The organism is Undibacterium sp. YM2 (assembly GCF_009937975.1).
In the GTDB taxonomy this organism is placed as follows: domain Bacteria; phylum Pseudomonadota; class Gammaproteobacteria; order Burkholderiales; family Burkholderiaceae_D; genus Undibacterium.
On record NZ_AP018441.1, the window covers coordinates 4282448 to 4303186 of the forward strand.

Below are 20739 nucleotides of genomic sequence, written 5' to 3' on the forward strand. Positions count from 1 at the left end.
ACTCGGCGTTTAAATAACGAATACATTTTTTTTGAGGCCCAGTGTTGGGCTGATGAAGCGTAGCCCAACCTACAAATACCCCAACCACTAACAGCAATTTTGTCTAAACCCTGAACTCCCCCACTCCGGCTCACACCGGAATGAGGAAATGAGCTTATTACTTAATTTACGATCTGCGCCAAAGCGCCTTTCTTGTACTGTTCTGCCACTTTTTCCAGTGCCATAGGCTTGATCTTGCCTGCCTGGCCTTCGCAACCGAAGGACAGATAACGCGCCTTGCACACCAGTTTCGCTGCTTCACGCGCTGGTTTCAGGTAATCGCGTGGATCAAACTTGGATGGGTTTTCAAACATGTAGCGACGGATCGCACCTGTCATTGCCAGGCGGATGTCGGTGTCGATGTTGATCTTGCGCACGCCGTTCTGGATGCCGATGACGATTTCTTCAACCGGCACGCCATAGGTTTCTTTCATGTCGCCACCGAACTGGCGGATTTCATCCAGCAGTTCTTGTGGTACGGAAGAGGAACCGTGCATCACCAAGTGTGTATTTGGAATGCGCTGGTGGATTTCCTTGATGCGGTCGATTGCCAGGATGTCACCAGTAGGCTTGCGGGAGAACTTGTAAGCACCGTGAGAAGTGCCGATGGCAATGGCCAGGGCATCGCACTGTGTCTGTTTGACGAAGTCGGCAGCTTGCTGCACGTCAGTCAGCAATTGTTCGCGCGTCATTTTGCCGTCGGCACCGTGGCCGTCTTCTTTGTCGCCCATCATGGTTTCGAGGGAGCCGAGCACGCCCAGTTCAGCTTCTACCGTGACGCCGATGGAGTGGGCAAACTTGACCACTTCACGCGATACTTCGACATTGTATTCATAGCTGGCGACGCTCTTGCCGTCTTCCATCAAAGAGCCGTCCATCATCACCGACGTAAAGCCGGATTTGATCGCAGCCATGCAGACTGCTGGCGACTGGCCGTGGTCCTGGTGCATGACGACGGGAATGTGCGGGTAGGCTTCTACCGCCGCTTCGATCAAGTGACGCAAGAATGCTTCGCCAGCATATTTGCGGGCACCGGCAGAGGCTTGCATGATGACAGGTGCGCCAACTTCATCGGCGGCCTGCATGATGGCGGTGACTTGCTCCAGGTTGTTGACGTTGAAAGCTGGCAGACCGTAACCGTTTTCGGCTGCGTGGTCCAGCAATTGACGCATGGATACGAGTGGCATAATTAACTCCAGATTGCTTTATAAAAAAATCTTTGTCCCTGCTACGCTTGGTTCTCACCTACCCTGACAATTTTCATTGCATTGGTGCCGCCGACCTGCCCCATGGGTTCACCCCAGGTGACCACGATCATGTCGCCCTTGGTGACGATGTCGTTTTCCAGCAAGACGGTTTCGGCAGACTTCAACACCACTTCCCTGTCAGCAGAGTAAGGCAGGTTGAAGGTCTGGACATTGCGGTACAGCGCTGCCTTGCGCTGGGTAGCCACGCTTGGTGTCAGTGCAAACAAAGGCACATCGACGCTGTGGCGGCTCATCCACAAGGCAGTAGAACCCGATTCGGTCAGGGCCACGATGGCTTTCACACCCAAGTGATGGGCTGTGAACAGCGCGCCATAAGCGATGGACTGGTCGATACGGGTAAAGGTCATGTTGAGGAAGTCGGCATCGAGCTTGTTTTCCTGGAATTTTTCAGCTTCCAGGCAAATCAGCGACATCGCCTCCACGGTTTCTATCGGGTATTTGCCTGATGCGGTTTCTGCCGAAGTCATGACGGCATCAGTGCCATCCAAAACAGCATTGGCCACGTCGGATACTTCAGCGCGGGTAGGCACGGCATTGACGATCATGGATTCCATCATCTGGGTGGCAGTAATGGCCACCTTGTTGGAAGCACGCGCCATCTTGATCATGCGTTTTTGCAGGGCTGGCACTGCCGCATTGCCAACTTCAACGGCCAGGTCACCACGGGCGACCATGATGCCGTCAGATGCATCCAGAATTTCTTGCAGCAGCGGTATCGCTTCTGCACGTTCTATCTTGGCGATCATCATGGGTTTGTGGTTGTAAGGTTCACCCGCGATGTTCGAGAGTTGCCTTGCCATTTCCATGTCAGTCGCATTTTTTGGGAAAGACACGGCCACATAATCGGCCTGGAAAGACATGGCGGTCTTGATATCTTCCATGTCCTTGCCTGTCAGTGCAGGCGCTGTCAGGCCACCGCCCTGGCGGTTGATGCCCTTGTTGTTGGACAACTCGCCACCTATCTTGGTGACAGTATGGATTTCATTGCCAACGACTTTTTCAACGACCAGCACGATGAGGCCATCATTGAGCAAAAGCAGGTCGCCATTTTTGACATCACGTGGCAGGGCCTTGTAGTCAAGACCGACACGTTCCTGATTGCCCATGGTGCAGTCTGCATCGAGGATGAACTTGTCGCCGTTTTCGAGATTGATGCGGGAATTTTCAAACTTGCCTATACGGATCTTTGGCCCTTGCAAATCGGCCATGATGGCGATTTCGCGACCACACTCTGCTGCTGCCTGGCGCACCATCGTGGCCCGGTCTATATGATCCTGCGCCTTGCCATGCGAGAAATTCAACCTCACCACATTTACCCCGGCATGGATCATACGCTTGAGCGTTGCCAAGTCGTTCGAAGCGGGGCCTATGGTGGCAACAATCTTGGTGGCACGTGACATCTGGTCTCCTGAAAATTTTCTTTTATATGTTGATTACACAAAACCTGAAAGCTGATTAAGACCGAAAAGCTCACCACAGAGACATAGAGGGGGCACTGAGGGTCACAGAGAAAATCTTTTTTGGCAATGAAGGTCCAATGACTGGACGCTTATCTGCTTTTCTCTGTGTCCCCTCCGTGTCTCGGTGTCTCTGTGGTTAATGGTCTTGAATTTGATCTTGACCTTGAATTTACTTTACCGCGCGTTGCAACAAAATTTCTACTGCTGGCAGGGTTTTACCTTCCAAAAATTCCAGGAAAGCGCCGCCGCCTGTGGAGATATAGCCTACCTTGTCAGCAATGTTGTACTTGGCAATTGCGGCCAGGGTGTCGCCACCGCCGGCAATCGAGAAGCCTGCTGAATCGGCAATCGCCTGTGCCAGCACTTTGGTGCCGTTGCCGAACTGGTCAAATTCAAATACGCCGACCGGGCCGTTCCAGACTATCGTGCCAGATTTTTTGATTTGTTCTGCCAGCAAGGCTGCTGTGGTCGGGCCGATGTCGAGGATCATGTCGTCGTCCTGCACATCTGCCACTGCCTTGACAGTTGCCACTGCGGTTGGTGAGAATTCTTTGGCGCACACTACGTCAGTCGGGATAGGCACTGACGCACCACGCTTGGCCATCAAATCGATGATGGCCTTGGCTTCTTCCACCAGGTCAGCTTCTGCCAGGGATTTGCCGATCTTGAGGCCCGATGCCAGCATGAAGGTATTCGCAATGCCGCCGCCAACGATGAGGTTATCGACCTTGTCTGCCAAAGATTTCAAAATAGTCAGTTTGCTTGATACCTTGGAACCGGCAACAATCGCCACCAGCGGGCGCGCAGGTTGACCCAGCGCCTTGCCCAAAGCATCCAGCTCGGCAGACAACAGCGGGCCAGCGCAGGCAACAGGGGCAAACTTGGCGATGCCGTGGGTAGTTGCCTCTGCACGATGAGCCGTACCAAAGGCGTCATTCACATACACATCGCACAGCGCAGCCATTTTTTGCGCCAGCGCATCATCGTTTTTCTTTTCGCCCTTGTTGACGCGGCAGTTTTCCAGCAAGACCACCTGGCCAGCTGCTACATCCACGCCATCCACCCAGTTTTGCTTGAGTTCGACATTCACACCCAGCAATTCAGACAAGCGCTTGGCAACCGGTGCCAATGTATCTTCTGCCTTGAATTCACCCTCAGTTGGGCGACCCAGATGCGAAGTCACCATCACGGCAGCACCTGCCTGCAAAGCCTGCTGTATCGCCGGCACCGAGGCGCGGATACGGGTATCTTCGGTGATATTGCCGTCATCGTCCTGAGGAACGTTCAAATCGGCGCGGATGAAAACACGTTTGCCCTGGAGCTGGTTTGCTGCGATCAGGTCACTGAGTCGGTTGAATTGCATCGTGATATGGAGTTGGCAAGGTTGAAGGGTGGCGCATTGCCTGCGAGAGCCGGGCAATGAATTCCGCCAGTAAATTTGCTGCATATTTACTGCATAAGTTCTCAGCCCGCTATTTTACCAAAGCCCGCTTGCAGACCATACGGTTTTGCAAGGGTTTTGCGTGTTTAATGTGAAATTTGATAATAATTTAGCATTTATTTGATGGAATTACCTGGACTTCGGGATGGCGGGTGGGTTTGGTTGTGGATGGATGGGGTTTGATGGGTAATCAGTACGTTCGTGCTTTTATATGGTTTTTATCAATTTGCCATGCTAAATGCGTTTGTTGATTTGTATGTATCAAACGAATGTCCAAAGCCAAAGCTGCCACATGCAAGCAAAACCATTCATATAATTACGTCATTCCTGCGTGCTTTTGGCAGGAATCCACCGGGCTGGCGATCCAGCGGCATTCGTGGCACACTATGACGTGAGTTAATCTTAGATTCATTGTGATTACATACTGCTGTTTTTAAATACGTTCACACGTCATTTACGATTGCAGGTCGGGGGTAGCCCGACAGCTACTGACTTTTCTTGTCTCGCCAAGAAAAGTAAGCCAAAGAAGGCGACCGAGGCGTCGCTGCCCCTGAAGGGGGCCCGTTTATGCAGTACAAAAATGGGAAGGCCCGAAACTCGCTCCGCTCACACAGCGGTCCTTCTTAATCCATTTTCTGTACTGCACAAACGGCGTCTACACATGGGGGCTGCGAAAGTCAAAAGCAACGTCAATACGGCCTCCGCCTCCAACTTTGGAAGATACTGCTTATCAATTATGGATTTATGCAGTGTCTTCACGCAAGGCAAAGTATTTCCACATAAATTCCTGCAATAATTAAAAATCCCACTTTCATCAAAAAAGAGCTGTCGGCCATGAAGCTTCAAATTGAACTCACAAAATTCTATACAGAAAAAGACGAATCACGTTTTTTCATGGCACGAAGAGAAATATCGGCCTTGAAATCAATACAAGGCGTTGGGCGCTCACTCATCATCGATTTAGATCTGAGAGGACTTAGTCGTGATTCTCTATTTGAATTGATCGGCATATTGACTCGCTACCAAATCAACTTGAAGCCACTCGGCATACTCGTGGAACGCAGCAAATTTGCCTGGCTGAAGGATAAGACATGGTATTGGTATGCCGGGATGTTCGGTAAACAGTGACGCATAAAGAATGCAATTTAACTGGAGTGCCAAGCTAAGCAGGCAAAGATAGCAATATGTCTTCTCGCTGTTGCTGTTGCTGTTGCTGTTGCTGTTGCTGTTGCTGTTGCTGTTGACCTTGACTGTTCCCATGTGTAGACGCCGTTTGTGCAGTACAGAAAATGGAAAAAGAAGGGCCGCTGTTTGAGCCGCAGGCGAGTTTCGGACCTTCCCATTTTTTGTACTGCTCAAACGGGAACCCCCTTTAGGGGGCGGCTACGCCTGGGTCGCCTTCTTTGGCTTACTTTTCTTGGCGAGACAAGAAAAGTGAGTAGCCGCCGGTCTACCACCGGCCTGCAATCTCAAATTACGTGTGCAGGCATTTGAAAATCCGAATGTTCATGCACGATGAATCAGAAATTAACCCACGCAATAGTTTCCAACGATCGCCTCTGGAGCGCCAGCCCGGTGGATTCCAGCCAAAAGCACGCTGGAATGACTTAGCTAAGGAGAATAATTTATTATCAAACAGGGCTTCGATATAGACCATTCGTGCAAGGCCTTGGGCACAGCAAGGCTATAGCCTTCCTCCCAGATCACAACTCCAACCGAATATAAGTAAACACCGCCATCCCAAAAAATATCGTCTGCAACATATTCTTGCGTACCAGGAAGAAAGCCGTTGCCAGCAAGCCCGCCAGAAGACGCGGGTTTTGCAAGCCCACTTCGACCTGGCCATTGGTCAGCAACAAGTCCGGCACGATGATCGCAGCCAGCGCGCAGGCGGGGGCGTAGCGCAGGGCTTCCTGCACGCGCCTGGGAAGGTTGATGTGATGTCCCACCAGCCAGAAGCCGCTGCGGGCGATGAAAGTGGCGAGAGTCAGCAGGCCTATGACCAGCCAGATTTCCCAGTCGCTCATGCTTGCTCCCCATTGTTCTTGCCAGCGGCGGCTAGTTTTTTACCGTCCAGATATTCTTCCAGCATCATGGCAGTGCCCATGCCGAGCAAGACGGCCAGCAAGAGGCCGAGTTTGTAGGGCAGATTCACTGCAAGCAGGGCCACGATGCCAGCCACAACGACACCGGCAAAGGCAGCGCGATTGATGATCAGGGGCAGCATGATACACAGGATGGCCAGGGTACCGGCAAAGCCCAGACCCCAACTGCTCGGCACCTGGCTACCCAACAAAATGCCGATGATAGAGCCGGTTTGCCAGGCACCCCAATTTGGGAATACCAGGGATTTGAGGTAGGCCAGCTTGCCTTTTTCCTCAATAAATTCAGGATAACGCTGTATGAACAGGCTGACAGAAATATCACCTGTCATAAAACCCAGCCAGGCGCGGGTACGCCAGGGCAGGTGCGCAAAATGGGGAGCGAGAATGGCAGAAAAAATCAAAAACCGCAGATTCACGACCAGTGCCGTGGCAAAAATCACCCATGCTGGTGCGTGTGCGGCAATCAGGGGAAGTGAGGCGAGTTGGGCGGAGCCGGCAAAGACCAGCAGGGTCATGCCCAGTGCCTGTGGCAGCGTCAATCCAGCCTTGATCATGGCAACGCCAACCACCATTCCCCAGGCACCTATGCCAAACCAGGTGGGCGCTCCTACTCTCAAACCTTCCTTGATCGCGGCCTTGTCTGATTCAAATGACATGAGAGTGTAGATAGAGCGGGAAAGTGCATCATTGTAACTTGGAAACAAAAAGCTTGCCTGTGGTGCTGATTTTGTGAGCAGATTGATAAATTCTCAGATCCTGGCAAGCGCAAACAATTTTAAATTTCATGCAATGCAATTTCGTAGGTTGGGCTGCGGGGTATCAGCCCAACACTGGGCTTCTGCAAACGTATACGGTATTTAAGCGCCGAGTGTTGGGCTGATGAGGCGTAGCCTAGCGAGGCCCGGCCCAACCTACGCATTGGCAAGGCCCGGTCCAACCTACGATCTTTTTCGGATCATGCCAAATCACAGAGTACACAGCACCAACAGCCACCAGCACGAATACCCCCAGCCACCCCATAATCCGTTAAAATCCCGTTGGCAATGTTTAATTCGGGAGCAAACCAGCGTCGCCAGCCTGTACGCCCCTGCTTCCAGCACAAATTTATTTACGGAGTCTCCATGTCCACCACAGCCAGCACAGCCACCACCAATAACATCGTCGAACTGCAAGCCACGGATTTGCCTGCGCACTGCCCTAACCCGGCCATGCCGCTGTGGTCTTCGCACCCGCGCGTCTATCTTGATTTGTCGCATGGCGGCACAGCCACTTGCTCTTACTGCGGCACGCAATACAAGCTGGCAGCAGGCGTTGTGCTTAAAGCCCACTAATCCACCTCCCCCATCATGGCCGCTAAAAAACAGTTGAATGGCAGTGCCGACGAAGTTGAGGCGGCTTTTTATGATGCACTCAGCCGTGCCGATCTCGATGGCATGATGGCCCTGTGGGCTGAGGATGAAGAGATCGTCTGCATCCACCCTGGTGCAGCCAGGCTGATAGGCCATGCTGCCATACGCAGCTCCTGGGAAGCGATCTTCGAACGCGGCAGCGTGCAGATACGTCCTTTGCAGTTGCATGCAACCCACAATATGCTGACAGCGGTCCATAGCATCGTCGAAGAATTCCAGCGTCCCAGCGACGGCAGCCAGGATGTACATATCCTGGCTACCAATGTGTATGTCAAGACCCCGCGTGGCTGGCGCATCACCATGCACCACGCCTCGGTCGCGTCTGGCAAACCGCCGCTGGACATGTTCAAGGCCAGTACCCTGCATTGATGAAGTTTGCATGAAATACCTCTCTCCTCGCTGGTTACCCGGTGGCCATTTACAAACCATTTACCCGGCCTTGTTTATCAACAAGCCGCACACGCCACTACGGCGTGAACGCTGGACCACGCCGGACAATGATTTTGTCGATATCGATTTCCTTGATGGCGAACCCGGCAAACCCTTTGTCGTGCTCTTCCACGGTCTCGAAGGTTCCAGCGACAGCCATTATGCGCGAGCCATGATGGCGGCCTTGCGTGAGCGAGGCTGGTCGGGCGCAATACCGCATTTTCGGGGATGCTCGGGTGAGCTGAATCAGGCACCGCGCTTTTATCACTCTGGTGATGCGCAGGAAATAGACTGGATCATAGAACGCCTGTACCAGCAATTCCATCACCGTCATGACGGCGGCAAGTTTTATGCGGCGGGCGTCTCGCTTGGTGGCAATGCCCTGTTGCGCTGGCTGGGTGAATCGCAACATCATGCCGATATCGTCAATGCAGCCTGCGCAGTTTCTGCCCCGCTCGACCTGGCACAGGGCGGTGCTTCGCTGTCCAGCGGTTTCAATATGATTTACACGCGCATGTTTTTGAAGACACTGAAACCCAAGTGCCTGCAAAAGCTCAACCAGTTCCCTGGCCTGTTCAACCGTGATGCGATGCTCAATGCGCGTGATCTGTACGAGTTCGACAATGTCGTCACTGCCCCGCTGCATGGTTATCTCGATACCGATGATTACTGGCACAGGGCCAGCGCCAAGCATATACTGAATGACATCACGGTGCCGACGCTGGTGCTCAATGCCAGGAATGATCCCTTCCTGCCCGCGCAGCATTTGCCTACCCAGGCCGCCAGATGCGTGACGCTGGATTACCCTGATCATGGCGGCCATGTCGGTTTTGCGGCAGGCAATGTGCCCGGCCATTTGAACTGGCTGCCGCAAAAGATACTGCATTTTTTTGAGGCGAATAGCTGATGGATGAAATCGTCAAGGCAGCCATGGCCAAGTGGCCGAATGTACCGCATTGCTATGGCTGGCTGGCACTCGATGCGCGCGGCAACTGGCGCATGCGCGACGAGCGCAGCCAGGCCTTGAACCTGCAGGGTGACCCCATACGCAATGCCGCCCTGCTGGCCTTCATCACCCGCAATTATTTATGCAATGAAGAGGGTTGCTGGTATTTTCAGAACGGCCCGCAACGCGTGTATGTCGATCTGGAAGCCACACCTTATATCGCCAACACTACGGTAGATGGCAGCTTTACCCTGCAACATGGTGAACAGGCTTTCACACCCGAACTCGCCTTCCTCGACCCGCAAGGCAGGCTGCAACTCAGCAGCGGCAATATCCTGGCGCAGCTTGACGACCGCGACCTGGCCTTATGCCTGCCCTGGCTGACGCTCGGCGAACAGCCAGTCAGTGATGAAGCACTATTGCAGTGGCTGGAAGACGCCAGCACACCTGGCGACTTGCAATTGCGCCCACCCGGCATGCCTGGTTTATATGTGGAAGTGCAGCGCTGTGAAGAGGGGCAATTGATGCGGGAATTTGGTTTTGTGGCACGCCCCAGGGAAAACAGTAATTAAGCCAACGTAAACACACTATCCTGCTCTGCCAACATATAACAAAAATGAACAGATACCTGTCTTTATTCCTGAGCTCACTTTTTGTCATCACGAATGCCTCTGGTGCAACAGTACTTGATTTATACCTGGGCCCCAAACTGCCATCAGAACAACTCGCCAAAATCAATAATCCCGATGCGATTATTAATTTTATAGATGAATTGGGATCCCAAGGCCTGCCAAGCAAAGAAGCGCTTGCATTACCTGGCAAACACGTCATCAGCATTCAGAGCAAAACGTCCAGAGATGCCATCGCCATGTATGTCATGCTTGAAGCTGGCAAGGAATACAATATTGTTCCGCGTTATCAGGACAAGCTCTGGCGACCTGAGGTGGTAGAAAAATTGTCCGGCAAAACCGTCAGCTGGATGGGTTTTATACCAGTCACCGATTTGAAGGCGGGAGCCAGCCGCGCGCAGGTAGAGGAAATGTTCGAGGGCCAAACCATTCGCGCAAGTTACTCTTACGAGTACAAAAACATTCTGTATCGAGCGGTACATTACAATGTCTTTCCCAAGAATTCTGTCAATGACCGCAAAGGCGCAGGTACTGATTTCGTCTTCATCTACCGACCTGACGACACCGTGTTCTTCAGCGGAACATTTACCGGTAATTTACTCAGATCAAACGACCCTGAAATTCAAAAAATGCTGCCCATGATTAAAGAAGGATGGGCGAACGCAGTTTATGGGCCACCTGTGGTCAAATAGAACCACAAAAAACAAGCGCCACCATTATCAATACTGATGCCTGATATTGAAGCAGGAGCATGCGGGTAATTCAGTATCTTCATGCCACGCAAGTCATTGCACGGCAGACCTCTGCTCCAGGATAAAACATTCTTGATCAAACGCAATCTTCACATAGAATTGAGTCCATCCCCAGCACTTGTCACACAAACTTAACTGTATTTAATTGTTATCCGCTGATAAGATTTGGGACTTTTTTTCTTCTGGATTCCATCCATGTCTATACGCAAAACCTTCGCGCCTTTTGCCTTTTTTGGCCTCATGCTGCTGGCAGCCATGCAACCAGCTCAGGCGGTGGAGCAACTTGCTCCGGGCTTTAGCAAGATTCCCAAAGGCAGCACTGTACTCATCATGCCCAGTGACATAGAACTGTATTCACTGAGTGCAGGTGGCGTTCCTGAACCCAAAGCCGACTGGACTGAAGCGGCTACCAGGTATTTTGCCAAGGCCCTGATAGAGAAAAAGAATAAGTTTGGCTTGAATACTGTCACCCTCAATGCACAAGATGCGGACGCCACGGCTGAGGTCAACGCCTTGCATGGTGCAGTTGCGCAGGCCATCAACCTGCACCACTTCAGCTCCTCCTCGTTATACTTGCCGACCAAGGCAGGTGCACTTGACTGGTCATTGGGAGATTCTGTACAAGTCCTTCGCGAAAAAACCCAGGCAGACTATGCAATATTTACCTGGGTCAGGGATAGCTATGCCAGCGCCGAGCGCAAGGCTGCCATGATCGCCATGGCCATTTTTGGCGTAGGCCTGACAGGCGGCATGCAAGTCGGCTATGCCTCGCTGGTTGATCTGCGCACTGGCCGGATACTCTGGTTCAATAAATTGATCAGCGGTTCAGGCGACATGCGCGAACTGGACAAGGCCAGAAACACCGTGGACAACTTGCTCGACAAGTTCCCGGTGAAACCATGAAATACCGCAAGGGCAAACACCTGCTCTGTATTGCCCTGGGCTTGAGTCTGGGTCTGAGCAGTATCACTGCCAGCGCCCAGGCTTTGTATCAGGTGCCTGGCCGTTTCTTACGTCCAGAGATCAGCACTGACGAAGGTGGCCTGTGGTCGATGATGGACAGGGAAGAAACCAAATTGCGCCGCAGCCCCTTTGTCTTGAAAGACAAAGAGTTTACGCAATATGTACAAGCCCTGACCTGCAAGCTGGCGCCAGAACATTGCCCGGATATCCGTGTGCACATCGTCAGGAATCATTATTTCAACGCCAACATGGCGCCAAATGGCATGATGCAAGTCTGGTCTGGCCTGATGCTGCGTGCAGACAATGAGGCGCAACTGGCTTCTGTATTGGGACATGAGATAGGCCATTACCTTGAGCGGCATACCTTGTCCAATTTGCGTGACATCAAGAGCCGCGCCGCCTTTGGGCAGTTCCTCGGTTTGTTTGGTTTGATTGGTGCACTGGGCCAGGTCGGTTTGCTTGCCGGGCAATTTTCGTTTTCGAGGGAGCATGAAAGCGATGCCGACAGGATAGGTATCGTACTGCTGCATAACGCTCACTATGATACGACTGAAGCTGCAAAAATCTGGGAAAACCTGCGTGAAGAGAGCAAGGCAGGTCCGCTGGGTGATCCGGCAAAAAACAGCCCCATGTTTGCCACTCACCCGCCCATCCATGAACGCAAGGAAAAGCTGGAGCAATATGCGGCGCTGCTCAATACCCAGGGCAGCAATAACCAGCAAGAATGGCTGGAGCGTACCGCACCATTCCTGCATGACTGGCTGGTCGATGAGATCAAACGTGGCAGCTATGCCGAATCCCTGGTCCTGTTTGAACGCCTGTCAGGGCGTCAAGTGAAACAGGCCGAATACCTGTGGGCCAAAGCTGAAATACTGCGTTTGCGCAATCAGGACAAGGATGCTGACCTGGCACTGACCCAGTATCAGGCTGCCATCGCAGCAGGTAATGAACCTGCAGAAACACACCGTGGCATGGGTTTGATCTGGCGTCAAAAAGGCAATAAAGACCAGGCAAAACTATGCTTTGAACAATACCTGCAAAGTGCACCCGAAGCGGGCGATGCACTCATGATCAAAAGTTATATAGAGGATTTGAATACATGAATTTTTTTAAGAAACTCTCAGTCCTGGGCCTGGTGCTGGCATTAAGTGCCTGCGTCACCACAACCAAAGTAGAGTCAGGCACGCGCCTGATTGGCGACAAACTCACCCTGACGCTGGAAGGTGCCTGGAACCAGGTCAGTGCCAGTGGCATGAATGGTCCACACCGCGATACCTGGACCATGGAAGGTTTGCCGGTAGATAAACTGCTGGTGTATTCTGGCCTGCAAAGTGGCGAGCCTGTGCACCCGCCGGAAGAATCGAACAAGGATAAAAAAGTATTCGCATTTAAACCGGGCATGCAAAATGAACAGATCATTGCCTTGTTTGAAGGTGCACTGACGCGTGACAGCTCTACCTTCAAATTACTGAAAATGGAGCCCAGCCAGTTTGGCGGCACCAAGGGTTTTCATTTTGAATTCAGCCTCTTGCGCAAGCTTGATAATCTCGAAATCCTAGGCAGCGCAGATGTCTCTGTCGTCAACGGGCAACTGTATGCGATCATGTACCAGGCACCAAAACTGGTGTTTTACCCACGACATATAGAGCGTGTGAAGCGCATCGCACAAAGCGCAAGGATAGGATAAATAGCTTAATTAGCTTAAAAACAAAGCCGGCATCGCCGGCTTTGTTTTTACTTCTGTCTGACGCAAGCAATCAGCTACCATCCGCCTTGGCTGGTTTATCACCAGTACCGCGTACATTGATCTTGACTATGCTCTGCAAGAAGTCAAACCAGAACGGCGCCCCCAGGCTGACGGCAAACGCGGTGACCAGGCAACCCAGCAGCGCCATGCCGCAAGGGAAGCTGGCGAAGAAGCTTTGAAAGCCAAACATGGTCAGCACATCAGCAGTGATGGCCGGGGTTGTCGTTGCGCCCTTTTCTATGGCTGCTGCGGCAGCCGCTGCAGCCTGGTCCCTGAGCACAGGGCTGACCCACAAGGCGCTGCCAACGGCAAAGGCATCGAGCTTCATGCCCACGGACAGTATTGCTCCCAGGCCCAGGCTCAGGTAACCTGCGTAGCGCTTGTAGCGGCCAGACAGGCGGTCCATGGATTCATCAAACCAGGTGGCCACTTCCTGCTCTACCCTGGTGACATCACCCTGGGCGCGGCTGACGGCGAGTTGCAGCACGCTTTTCAGATTGCCGGCTGGTAAATTATCCACGGCAATATCAAGGCGGTTGAAAGCGTCTTTGGAAGCATCCCCTGCCCCACCCAGCACATGGATAGTGGCGGCAGCAAAACTGGTCGATGAAATATAAGAGAGTTTGCCATCGAGCGGCGATACCCGGGATGATTGACGATGGCCTGTATGACAGGATCAAGATTCTTTTTTTGCTCCAGCAATTCATTGATGCCGGAAGAGAGCGTATTGGCCCTGAGCTTCAAGGCCGTGGCAATGAATTCCTGTATTGCGGTGACGAACAGCGATACCGCAAGAAAAAACAGGGCGATACCGATGGCCGTTTCCAATACCTGGCTACCAAACATGATGAATCCTTTTCTCAATGTTGCCAACGGAGCTGTACAACAAGTTTGCTTAATAAGTTTGCTTAATAAGTTTGCTTAACAAATTTGATTAATGCAGACCTTGCATTGCTCCTGCGTTTTGTTATTCAAATTAAATTCATTTGGGTAAATTCACTTGGGATTAAGCAGTTTTGAGTCCCGCGTTGCAGCCTGTACCACTTTAACTACCTTGTCTGCGGCCTTGCTGCTCGCTATGCCTATCACCACTTTGTAAGCCTGCCGTGCCAACCAGCCAGCACTATCGACGTGGGCGGCCACCCGCAGCAACTTGTCTGCTCTCGCCTCTATCTGGTCTTCAAGGCTGTCTGGGTCGAACTTGCCCGGTATCTCGGGCGATGGCTGCTCAACCAGGGCAGAACCGTACAAGGGGATGATGGGAACCTCAAACTTGCCGCTGTTGGGCGGAGTCTCTACCTCCGGAGGTTTAAGCACATTGAACACGGCATTGTCCGGCTCCAGCGTAAACCAGGATTTTAAAAAAGCCTGGCAATTCCTGCGGCCCAGCATGTAGTCATGTTCACGGTATTGCCGCGAGAAAAAACCAAGGAAAGCCGCCAGGCCGGATGAGGCAATCGCATCACCACCCGTCAGTGCATCCCCCTTCGCATTCTTGCGACTGGGCGTGATCAAAAAGCGGCTAAAGTCACTGCCGTCAGTAAAAGCCGCCAGGTCCGCCGAGTTGAAGCGGTTATTCTGGATCAGGCAATTAATGGTGGGGAACAGGATGCTCACCAAATCAGCCTTGGGCAAGGCGGCAAAATTGGGTACGTCGGTAAACGGGTCTATCAGCACGATGGCACGGTTGACCATGCTGCCACTGGTTTCGCGGGTTGGTGCGATACCTGCCAGCACATCATGCGCGAGGCCTATCGGTGCATTGTCGGTGCAACCACCATCGAGAGAAACAAAGGCATATTTGCTGCCTGCATCGCTATCGGGCTGTACAAACAGTGACCATTCCGGCACCAGCCATTGCGGGCTGTAAACGCCCTGCCCGCTATTAGGCAGAATGTAGCGGTAAGCATAATGCCCGGCTGGCCTGGCGATCTGCACAGCAGGCAAACCCACAGGAAAAGCCGCCGTACCCAGCGCATAACTGGACATGCCAGACCAGGCCAGCATGTCCTGAGTCTGATTACCGACTTCAAAACTATCTGGCGCCAGCGCATATTGTGGTGTTGGCAGTGCGCCCTGGATATCAATGGCGAAGCGCACAAAATCAGCGTGATTGACAAAGTACTCGGCGCGCCCAGTCTGGCCAGAAAACATCTGCTTGTAAGGAATGCCCGCAACATTGGTATAAGTCAGTATCACCGGCAAAGGATTGGCCACATATTGCCGCGCTGCAGCCTCCCCGCTGTCAAATGAAATACCGCTGGCAGCCGCCGCTGCAAGAGGTTTGCCAGACAATAATGAAGTGATCGTCGTTGCGCCGTCAAGATCGTCAGTCGCCAGCAAACCGTCTATATCGATGGCATTGACCCATATCTGATAGAACGGATTCTTTGCCCTCAACTCAGGCGCGGTCTGCACACTCGCTGGCGGATAGACATAACTAAGGGCGCGTGACAACAGCACGGCATTGACGCCACCGCCAGAAGTACCAGTGACCACCCTGATCAAGACTTTGTGGCGTGGCACGGTTGGCGCACCGGGGTTGTCTTTGTCATCCTGCGCAATCGCCGCCGCCCAGGCATCCAGTGCCTCGATCAGAAAATCCAGCACCCCGGCTGTATAGCAACCTGCCGACACCGTGCCACCAAGCACCAGGGCCAGCTCAAATGTATGTGGAGCAGGCCCAGGCTGCGTCAGCGGGAATATCTTGTCAACGGCCACCTGTGGCGTAACTGGATAAGTTGCTTCAGACAAAATACACTCCTTGATGATAAGTGGCTGCATCTCAAAATTGACTCGCGCCCCCTCTCCAAAAAACCCGGCATGGGGATGGCAGCACAATGAGACATGCCCTGCTGTTGAGCACGGACATGTTCCACTTTAGCTGACGGATTTTTCAGAGAGATGACATTTTACAAACAAAGCAAAGATAACATTTGCTTACAAAAAAGTCACTTTATTCTAGATGGGTGTTGTGTGTATTCACACAGCTCCTGAGCTCCTGTGCAGGGCGATGTGAATTGATCGTCGATGGGGAGTGTCAAGCATTGACAATTGCGATCTGCAGTTCAGTCACCAAACCAGTCACTGATTATTCAACTTCAGGCAGGCCTGCACTCCTGCTTTTCAGTACCGCCGCAAACACCTGCGCCAGTTCTGCTGCATCTTCACCTGCATGGTGGGTATGCGGCAAGCCCTCAAGATTAAGCGCATATTTGATCTTGCCCTTGCGGCTTTCCACCCACTCACAGCCTGTCAGGCCCATCCAGTAGCTGCGCAAATCCACGCCCGAGCCGGTAGAGCCAAAGGGGCTCGCACCAACGTATCTCATGAAGTACCAGTGCACAAACATGCCATCCCACACCGCCGGTGCCGCCAGAAACACCGGCCTGCCTATCTTGCGCAAAGAATTCACCCAGTCATAAGCTGCTCGTATTGCCACTGCGGCTTCAGGCGCATGGTCTATCAGGTGCTGCCTGTCAAGGCCAGAAACAGCCAGCGCAGCAGGATCAAATTCATCAGAGATGGGTTTGAGTTCGGTATAAAACGTCAGCTCAGGATGTCCTGCTACCGCCATGCCCAGAGAGATCATGCTGTACGGGCCAGGGATGGGGCCGTCAGCCTCTACATCAACGGCAATAAAAATTTCTGGCAATTTTTCATTCTCTGCTGTCATGCCTTGCTCCTTTTGTTTGTCTTTAGCGCTCTTACATGGTGGCTTATTGCAGTCTTTTCCAGCCCTCTTCGACGATGACCCAGGAAATATCTTCAGGATAAGCACTCGAACCAGGGCGCATCGCCACGCACGAAGCGATGAGCGCACTGTTACCGCGCCACAGACCAAAACGGTTACGCACGAGCATGCCCCAAAGAACGGCATGGTCTTTCAGTTCTGCGTATTTTGTCTTGCGCAGAGCCTGCTTGCTGTTGTTATCAAGCTTGGCCAGGAATTGGCTTACTGCTTGCCCGCAACTTGCAGGCCATGACGATGCATCGGGATAGGGGCGGCAGGTTTTGTCGTTGACATCGTCAGTACGCATGCACATGGCGGTGGCCGGATCATAGCTGGGCCTGCCCGGTTCTGCCGTTGCATCAAGTTGCGCCTGTGCGGCGCTGGATACAAACACGGCTGCAATCACAGCCAGATGCATCTTGCCTGTTGTTGTTTTCATGTTTGTGTCTCCACAAAAAACTGGCGGCGCAGGCAGGTGAGCTGATTGCCTCATGGGCAAGGACGCAAGGACAGCGCCCACCATAAGCAGTTTGAAATCCAGCTCAATGCTAACCGACCTAAGCGACCACTCAGTGAAGCTTTTTCCAGATTTGCTGGATGATGATCATGGAAATATGGTCAGGGTGGCGATCACCGTCGTTATCAAGTGCCATACAAGAATCCGTCAGCGCCACATTGCCGCGCCACAGACCCGTGCTATTACGTATGCCCATGCCCCATCCGTTGTGAAACTGAATCAGGTTGTCATACGTTGAATCCCGCGTGCGCTGCTTGCTGGCTTCATCGAGCCTGGCCAATATGTTTGTCGCTGCCTGCTCACAGGTCGTTGGCCAGGTATCGGCATCCGCATAGCGCTTGCATTGTTTGTCGTAGCCATTTTTGCCTGGTGTGGCGCAAGTAGCGGCAGCACCGCTGGCGCTGGCCGGATCAACTGCAGCGGTAGGTGCCGGAACAGGTACAGACTGCGCCCACACCACATTGGCGCCCATCATGATGACAGCAACAAAGCCAGAACAAATCGCTGCACGTGTAATGCTCATCAACTTCCCCTTCAAAATGGGTCAACTCAAAAATATTAAAAAATGTTAAAAGTGCCAAATGGGCATCATACATGAAATAAAGGAAAGTACTTGCCTTTTGACAATCATTCTTCTTGCCAAGGGCCATCGTCCCACCAGTTCTGCGCAAGGATGGTGGCCACGTCATAGCTGCTATCGTCACCGTCCTGATAAACAGTGATGCCCAATTGAGTAGCCAGTTCCAGTCCGTAGGTTTTAAACGCGGCTTTCACGTCCTGCGAAACATTTCCTGGATAGACCGCAAAGCACACCAGTTGATCGCCTTCATCAATCGCCAGCAACTGCCGCGCCACTACTTTTCCCTGCTCATTACGCGCATACAAGACCTGCTTGTTCACATCAAGCAAACAGGCAACCGCAGAATAATCACACAAACCACCAATACCTAAACAACTGCCTGCATAAGTGCCCATCATGAGAACTTCAAAAGGATCATGCTCAAATGCCAGTGTCAAATCACCTTGTGCCGTTTGCACTTTGCATTGCAGCCCTGCCTGCCATGCCGCCTGCTGTGCACGCGGGTGTCTGGCATACCAGGCCTGATTAAGCGGGTGCTGGATATAATTCAAGGTATTACCATCTCTGGCGTGGCCGAGAAATCGTCGCAAGCCTTTGCGGTTATTACGATTAGAAAATTTATCCAGGCCCGCCAACAGGCGCAGGGCATGCCTGGCAGGTGCCGACGTCTCACGCAAGTTGAAAGAAGCATCCATTTCTACCCAAAGTGCAGCAGTCAGAGCGCGTAAACGCAACGATGGCAATCTCGACAAACTGAGCCTGCAATGTCTGGCGATTTGCTGTGGCGATAAACTCAACCCGTCTTCAAGATATTCGCGCAAGCGGCGTGGCAAGGGGCTATCGAGACCAGCTTCTTTACTCAAGTCCAGCATGCGCTGGCAAGCCACCAATGGCGGCATTGCATGCCAGTCCAGCGCAAACCAGTCAGTATTAAGGACCTTTTTCATGAAGAGTTGCCGACGCTCGAAATGCAAACTGCCCAGCAGATTGCAAGTCTTAAAAAACCTGGCTGGCGCTGCCATCAAAGAAGTTCGCAAGAACGCCGGGGCCAGGTTTACGAAGGAATAACTGCCAGAAGTCAGCAAATTCATATTATCTTCGCGACGGCATGCAAGTTCCAATTGCCGCCAGACGCTATCGTCAATGGCAATAATTTCTGCTCTTTTATCTATCGGCCAGGTCTCGACGATGTTCACAAAGCTATGGCCATAATCAATTTCAGCCTTAAACGGCGGCAAGCATAATTTATGCATGAATGGCAAAAAATCCTGCACTGCTTGTGGCAAACTCCGTACATCATCCCAGCCGCCAATAAAGTGACGCCACATCAGTGCCAGCTTGTTTTGCCTGTCGGCAGGCAGGCTGATCAGTACATCATGGCAGGCAGAAAACAGCGTCAGATACACTTGCCACTTCGCCTGCATTTTTTCTTTTTCATCTTCATCCATAAAATTGTAGAAGACATGAAGCCAAGTATCGGCGGCGGGCTCACTCAATTTTTCCCATTGAGTTTCACGTAGATAATGTGCGAGACCGGGAAATTTGGCGCAATAGTCCCACAAAGACACCCGGGACTTGGTGCCTGCGGCTTTACAGGCTCTTGCTATCGCTTCTAATGGCACGTCCTGACAATCGTGACTGACCGTCAGCACATAGTCGCGCAATTCGCTGATATCACTCGCCTCATAAAGCAGGCAACCAGTGAGGCTATATTCCACACTGACTTGCCTGGCGAGGTTGCGCAAAATATTGCACAGGTAAAATTCAAAGCGTGCATCATCGTCCGACAAATCATGCAGACGCATGAGCTGGTCAGCCGTCATCTGTTGAGGCGACAAACTCCCCTGCACTTCCCGCATCACTACAGCCAGGAAAATAGTTTGCCGGTTTTCTGGCAAGAGCAAAGCGAGTTGTGCGGCGTGAGTATTATCCGTATTCATGGCACACAGGCGGGCCAGTACGGCCAATTTTTGCGAGCGTGCAATTTCATCTGCATACTGGCTGCTGTGCTGATGCCATATTTGCAGCCAGGCCAGTTGCAAGTCTGCACTGCATGCACGCAATTGCCACAGCAAGCAACGGCGAAATGCTTCTGGCAAGACGGGCAATTCTTGTGCTGGCCTGTTCCAGTGATGTAAATACAGAGTGGCACTGCTGGGCGTAAACCCGGCGGGCAGCGACAGCACTTGCCCCTGCTCATCCAGCACGGGCAAGGCAGCAAAATCATGGTGCGCAAAGAAAGCATCAAGCAAACGTGCATCTGCCAGCCAGCGACACAAATCGAGTGCAGGCTGCGCAGGCTTTGGCGGCTGGTATTTGGTACCGCGAAAAGCACGCGGGTGGGCAGCAGTCGCCACCGGCTTCCTGGGCACCCCGGTTTGCGGTAGCACCACCATGCTGGCATTGCCAGCATCAGGCACAGTCATCCAGAACACCCGCCAAAAAGCAGGCCAGACACTGCGCAAGTCGCTGGCAGTTTGCAGACTATGCCAGTCCACCAGCAAGCTGGCCGCCTGCGGAAACAGGCGCGCATCCAGTGCGGTGAGCTCCACCTGCCGCAAAGCAGGCTGCACCACACCATCGACTTCATCACTGAGCAAGGCAACGATGCCCTGAGGCTGACGCAACAGGCTGATTAAAATGGATTTGACAGTTTGCAGGACAGGCGGCTGAACCGCTGCCCAGTCTTTGACAGGTTTGCTTGATGACATGTGAACACAA

At 52.5% G+C, this 20739-nt stretch carries 21 protein-coding genes; 9 read left to right on the forward strand and 12 right to left on the reverse strand.

The annotated features are described in order from the left end of the window. Window positions 1-161: 161 nt before the first annotated feature. The 3 genes from fba to UNDYM_RS19295 form a co-directional block, all read right to left on the reverse strand. Window positions 162-1226, reverse strand: a complete 1065-nt coding sequence (fba, locus tag UNDYM_RS19285; RefSeq protein WP_162042491.1) for a class II fructose-bisphosphate aldolase — start codon at window positions 1224-1226, stop codon at window positions 162-164. Between the two features lie 41 nt (window positions 1227-1267). Beyond that, window positions 1268-2707, reverse strand: coding sequence for a pyruvate kinase (gene pyk / locus UNDYM_RS19290; protein WP_162042492.1), 1440 nt, complete (start codon window positions 2705-2707; stop codon window positions 1268-1270). Window positions 2708-2936: 229 nt separating this feature from the next. Next, entirely contained in the window at window positions 2937-4130 is a 1194-nt protein-coding gene (locus tag UNDYM_RS19295; protein WP_162042493.1) for a phosphoglycerate kinase, read from the reverse strand. Window positions 4131-5042: 912 nt separating this feature from the next. Here UNDYM_RS19295 and UNDYM_RS19300 point away from each other — a divergent pair. Next, a complete protein-coding gene (locus UNDYM_RS19300; RefSeq protein ID WP_162042494.1) occupies window positions 5043-5336 on the forward strand; it encodes a hypothetical protein in 294 nt (97 codons plus the stop codon). Between the two features lie 575 nt (window positions 5337-5911). Here the strand turns inward: UNDYM_RS19300 and UNDYM_RS19305 are convergent. Next, the gene (locus tag UNDYM_RS19305) at window positions 5912-6235 is read right to left on the reverse strand and encodes an AzlD domain-containing protein (protein WP_162042495.1); all 324 of its coding nucleotides are present in this window, start codon (window positions 6233-6235) and stop codon (window positions 5912-5914) included. Beyond that, window positions 6232-6969 carry an AzlC family ABC transporter permease gene (locus tag UNDYM_RS19310; protein WP_162042496.1) on the reverse strand — a complete coding sequence of 246 codons (738 nt, stop codon included), beginning with the start codon at window positions 6967-6969 and terminating at the stop codon, window positions 6232-6234. The genes UNDYM_RS19305 and UNDYM_RS19310 overlap by 4 nt, the downstream gene beginning before the upstream one ends. Window positions 6970-7434: 465 nt before the next feature. Here UNDYM_RS19310 and UNDYM_RS19315 point away from each other — a divergent pair, with 465 nt between their 5' ends. The 8 genes from UNDYM_RS19315 (at window position 7435) to UNDYM_RS19350 (ending at window position 13128) form a co-directional block, all read left to right on the forward strand. Beyond that, window positions 7435-7644, forward strand: a complete 210-nt coding sequence (locus tag UNDYM_RS19315; protein ID WP_162042497.1) for a zinc-finger domain-containing protein — start codon at window positions 7435-7437, stop codon at window positions 7642-7644. 15 nt (window positions 7645-7659) lie between these two features. Then, entirely contained in the window at window positions 7660-8091 is a 432-nt protein-coding gene (locus tag UNDYM_RS19320; RefSeq protein ID WP_162042498.1) for a nuclear transport factor 2 family protein, read from the forward strand. Between the two features lie 10 nt (window positions 8092-8101). Beyond that, on the forward strand, window positions 8102-9058 hold the full coding sequence (locus UNDYM_RS19325) for a YheT family hydrolase (protein ID WP_162042499.1): 957 nt from the start codon (window positions 8102-8104) through the stop codon (window positions 9056-9058). Continuing rightward, window positions 9058-9669: a DUF2946 family protein gene (locus UNDYM_RS19330; RefSeq protein ID WP_162042500.1), complete on the forward strand. Its 612-nt coding sequence runs from the start codon at window positions 9058-9060 to the stop codon at window positions 9667-9669. Before UNDYM_RS19325 ends, UNDYM_RS19330 begins: the two co-directional genes overlap by 1 nt. Window positions 9670-9713: 44 nt before the next feature. Further along, the gene (locus tag UNDYM_RS19335) at window positions 9714-10418 is read left to right on the forward strand and encodes a hypothetical protein (protein WP_162042501.1); all 705 of its coding nucleotides are present in this window, start codon (window positions 9714-9716) and stop codon (window positions 10416-10418) included. A gap of 255 nt (window positions 10419-10673) precedes the next feature. After that, a complete protein-coding gene (locus tag UNDYM_RS19340; RefSeq protein WP_162042502.1) occupies window positions 10674-11381 on the forward strand; it encodes a hypothetical protein in 708 nt (235 codons plus the stop codon). After that, the gene (locus UNDYM_RS19345) at window positions 11378-12544 is read left to right on the forward strand and encodes a M48 family metallopeptidase (RefSeq protein WP_162042503.1); all 1167 of its coding nucleotides are present in this window, start codon (window positions 11378-11380) and stop codon (window positions 12542-12544) included. The genes UNDYM_RS19340 and UNDYM_RS19345 overlap by 4 nt, the downstream gene beginning before the upstream one ends. Beyond that, window positions 12541-13128 carry a hypothetical protein gene (locus tag UNDYM_RS19350; protein ID WP_162042504.1) on the forward strand — a complete coding sequence of 196 codons (588 nt, stop codon included), beginning with the start codon at window positions 12541-12543 and terminating at the stop codon, window positions 13126-13128. The genes UNDYM_RS19345 and UNDYM_RS19350 overlap by 4 nt, the downstream gene beginning before the upstream one ends. 70 nt (window positions 13129-13198) lie before the next feature. Here the strand turns inward: UNDYM_RS19350 and UNDYM_RS19355 are convergent, their stop codons facing one another. The 7 genes from UNDYM_RS19355 to UNDYM_RS19385 all read right to left on the reverse strand — a co-directional run bounded on the left by UNDYM_RS19355 (window position 13199) and on the right by UNDYM_RS19385 (window position 20729). Beyond that, the gene (locus UNDYM_RS19355) at window positions 13199-13708 is read right to left on the reverse strand and encodes a hypothetical protein (RefSeq protein ID WP_162042505.1); all 510 of its coding nucleotides are present in this window, start codon (window positions 13706-13708) and stop codon (window positions 13199-13201) included. Then, a complete protein-coding gene (locus UNDYM_RS19360; RefSeq protein WP_162042506.1) occupies window positions 13681-14034 on the reverse strand; it encodes a hypothetical protein in 354 nt (117 codons plus the stop codon). Before UNDYM_RS19360 ends, UNDYM_RS19355 begins: the two co-directional genes overlap by 28 nt. A 150-nt stretch (window positions 14035-14184) precedes the next feature. After that, window positions 14185-15942 carry a patatin-like phospholipase family protein gene (locus UNDYM_RS19365; RefSeq protein ID WP_162042507.1) on the reverse strand — a complete coding sequence of 586 codons (1758 nt, stop codon included), beginning with the start codon at window positions 15940-15942 and terminating at the stop codon, window positions 14185-14187. A gap of 337 nt (window positions 15943-16279) precedes the next feature. Further along, window positions 16280-16864 (reverse strand): exonuclease, encoded by a 585-nt coding sequence (locus UNDYM_RS19370; protein ID WP_162042508.1) that lies wholly within the window; start codon window positions 16862-16864, stop codon window positions 16280-16282. A 43-nt stretch (window positions 16865-16907) separates the two neighbouring features. Further along, the gene (locus UNDYM_RS19375) at window positions 16908-17360 is read right to left on the reverse strand and encodes a DUF6794 domain-containing protein (RefSeq protein WP_162042509.1); all 453 of its coding nucleotides are present in this window, start codon (window positions 17358-17360) and stop codon (window positions 16908-16910) included. Between the two features lie 130 nt (window positions 17361-17490). Then, window positions 17491-17961: a DUF6794 domain-containing protein gene (locus UNDYM_RS19380; RefSeq protein ID WP_162042510.1), complete on the reverse strand. Its 471-nt coding sequence runs from the start codon at window positions 17959-17961 to the stop codon at window positions 17491-17493. Between the two features lie 104 nt (window positions 17962-18065). Continuing rightward, window positions 18066-20729 (reverse strand): hypothetical protein, encoded by a 2664-nt coding sequence (locus UNDYM_RS19385; protein ID WP_162042511.1) that lies wholly within the window; start codon window positions 20727-20729, stop codon window positions 18066-18068. Window positions 20730-20739 lie beyond the last annotated feature (10 nt).

Bases quoted from the DNA above. Each gene is read 5' to 3' on its own strand.
- fba (WP_162042491.1), bottom strand. From the start codon at position 1,226: ATGCCACTCGTATCCATGCGTCAATTGCTGGACCACGCAGCCGAAAAC.
- pyk (WP_162042492.1), bottom strand. From the start codon at position 2,707: ATGTCACGTGCCACCAAGATTGTTGCCACCATAGGCCCCGCTTCGAAC.
- UNDYM_RS19295 (WP_162042493.1), bottom strand. From the start codon at position 4,130: ATGCAATTCAACCGACTCAGTGACCTGATCGCAGCAAACCAGCTCCAG.
- UNDYM_RS19300 (WP_162042494.1), top strand. From the start codon at position 5,043: ATGAAGCTTCAAATTGAACTCACAAAATTCTATACAGAAAAAGACGAA.
- UNDYM_RS19305 (WP_162042495.1), bottom strand. From the start codon at position 6,235: ATGAGCGACTGGGAAATCTGGCTGGTCATAGGCCTGCTGACTCTCGCC.
- UNDYM_RS19310 (WP_162042496.1), bottom strand. From the start codon at position 6,969: ATGTCATTTGAATCAGACAAGGCCGCGATCAAGGAAGGTTTGAGAGTA.
- UNDYM_RS19315 (WP_162042497.1), top strand. From the start codon at position 7,435: ATGTCCACCACAGCCAGCACAGCCACCACCAATAACATCGTCGAACTG.
- UNDYM_RS19320 (WP_162042498.1), top strand. From the start codon at position 7,660: ATGGCCGCTAAAAAACAGTTGAATGGCAGTGCCGACGAAGTTGAGGCG.
- UNDYM_RS19325 (WP_162042499.1), top strand. From the start codon at position 8,102: ATGAAATACCTCTCTCCTCGCTGGTTACCCGGTGGCCATTTACAAACC.
- UNDYM_RS19330 (WP_162042500.1), top strand. From the start codon at position 9,058: ATGGATGAAATCGTCAAGGCAGCCATGGCCAAGTGGCCGAATGTACCG.
- UNDYM_RS19335 (WP_162042501.1), top strand. From the start codon at position 9,714: ATGAACAGATACCTGTCTTTATTCCTGAGCTCACTTTTTGTCATCACG.
- UNDYM_RS19340 (WP_162042502.1), top strand. From the start codon at position 10,674: ATGTCTATACGCAAAACCTTCGCGCCTTTTGCCTTTTTTGGCCTCATG.
- UNDYM_RS19345 (WP_162042503.1), top strand. From the start codon at position 11,378: ATGAAATACCGCAAGGGCAAACACCTGCTCTGTATTGCCCTGGGCTTG.
- UNDYM_RS19350 (WP_162042504.1), top strand. From the start codon at position 12,541: ATGAATTTTTTTAAGAAACTCTCAGTCCTGGGCCTGGTGCTGGCATTA.
- UNDYM_RS19360 (WP_162042506.1), bottom strand. From the start codon at position 14,034: ATGTTTGGTAGCCAGGTATTGGAAACGGCCATCGGTATCGCCCTGTTT.
- UNDYM_RS19370 (WP_162042508.1), bottom strand. From the start codon at position 16,864: ATGACAGCAGAGAATGAAAAATTGCCAGAAATTTTTATTGCCGTTGAT.
- UNDYM_RS19375 (WP_162042509.1), bottom strand. From the start codon at position 17,360: ATGAAAACAACAACAGGCAAGATGCATCTGGCTGTGATTGCAGCCGTG.
- UNDYM_RS19380 (WP_162042510.1), bottom strand. From the start codon at position 17,961: ATGAGCATTACACGTGCAGCGATTTGTTCTGGCTTTGTTGCTGTCATC.
- UNDYM_RS19385 (WP_162042511.1), bottom strand. From the start codon at position 20,729: ATGTCATCAAGCAAACCTGTCAAAGACTGGGCAGCGGTTCAGCCGCCT.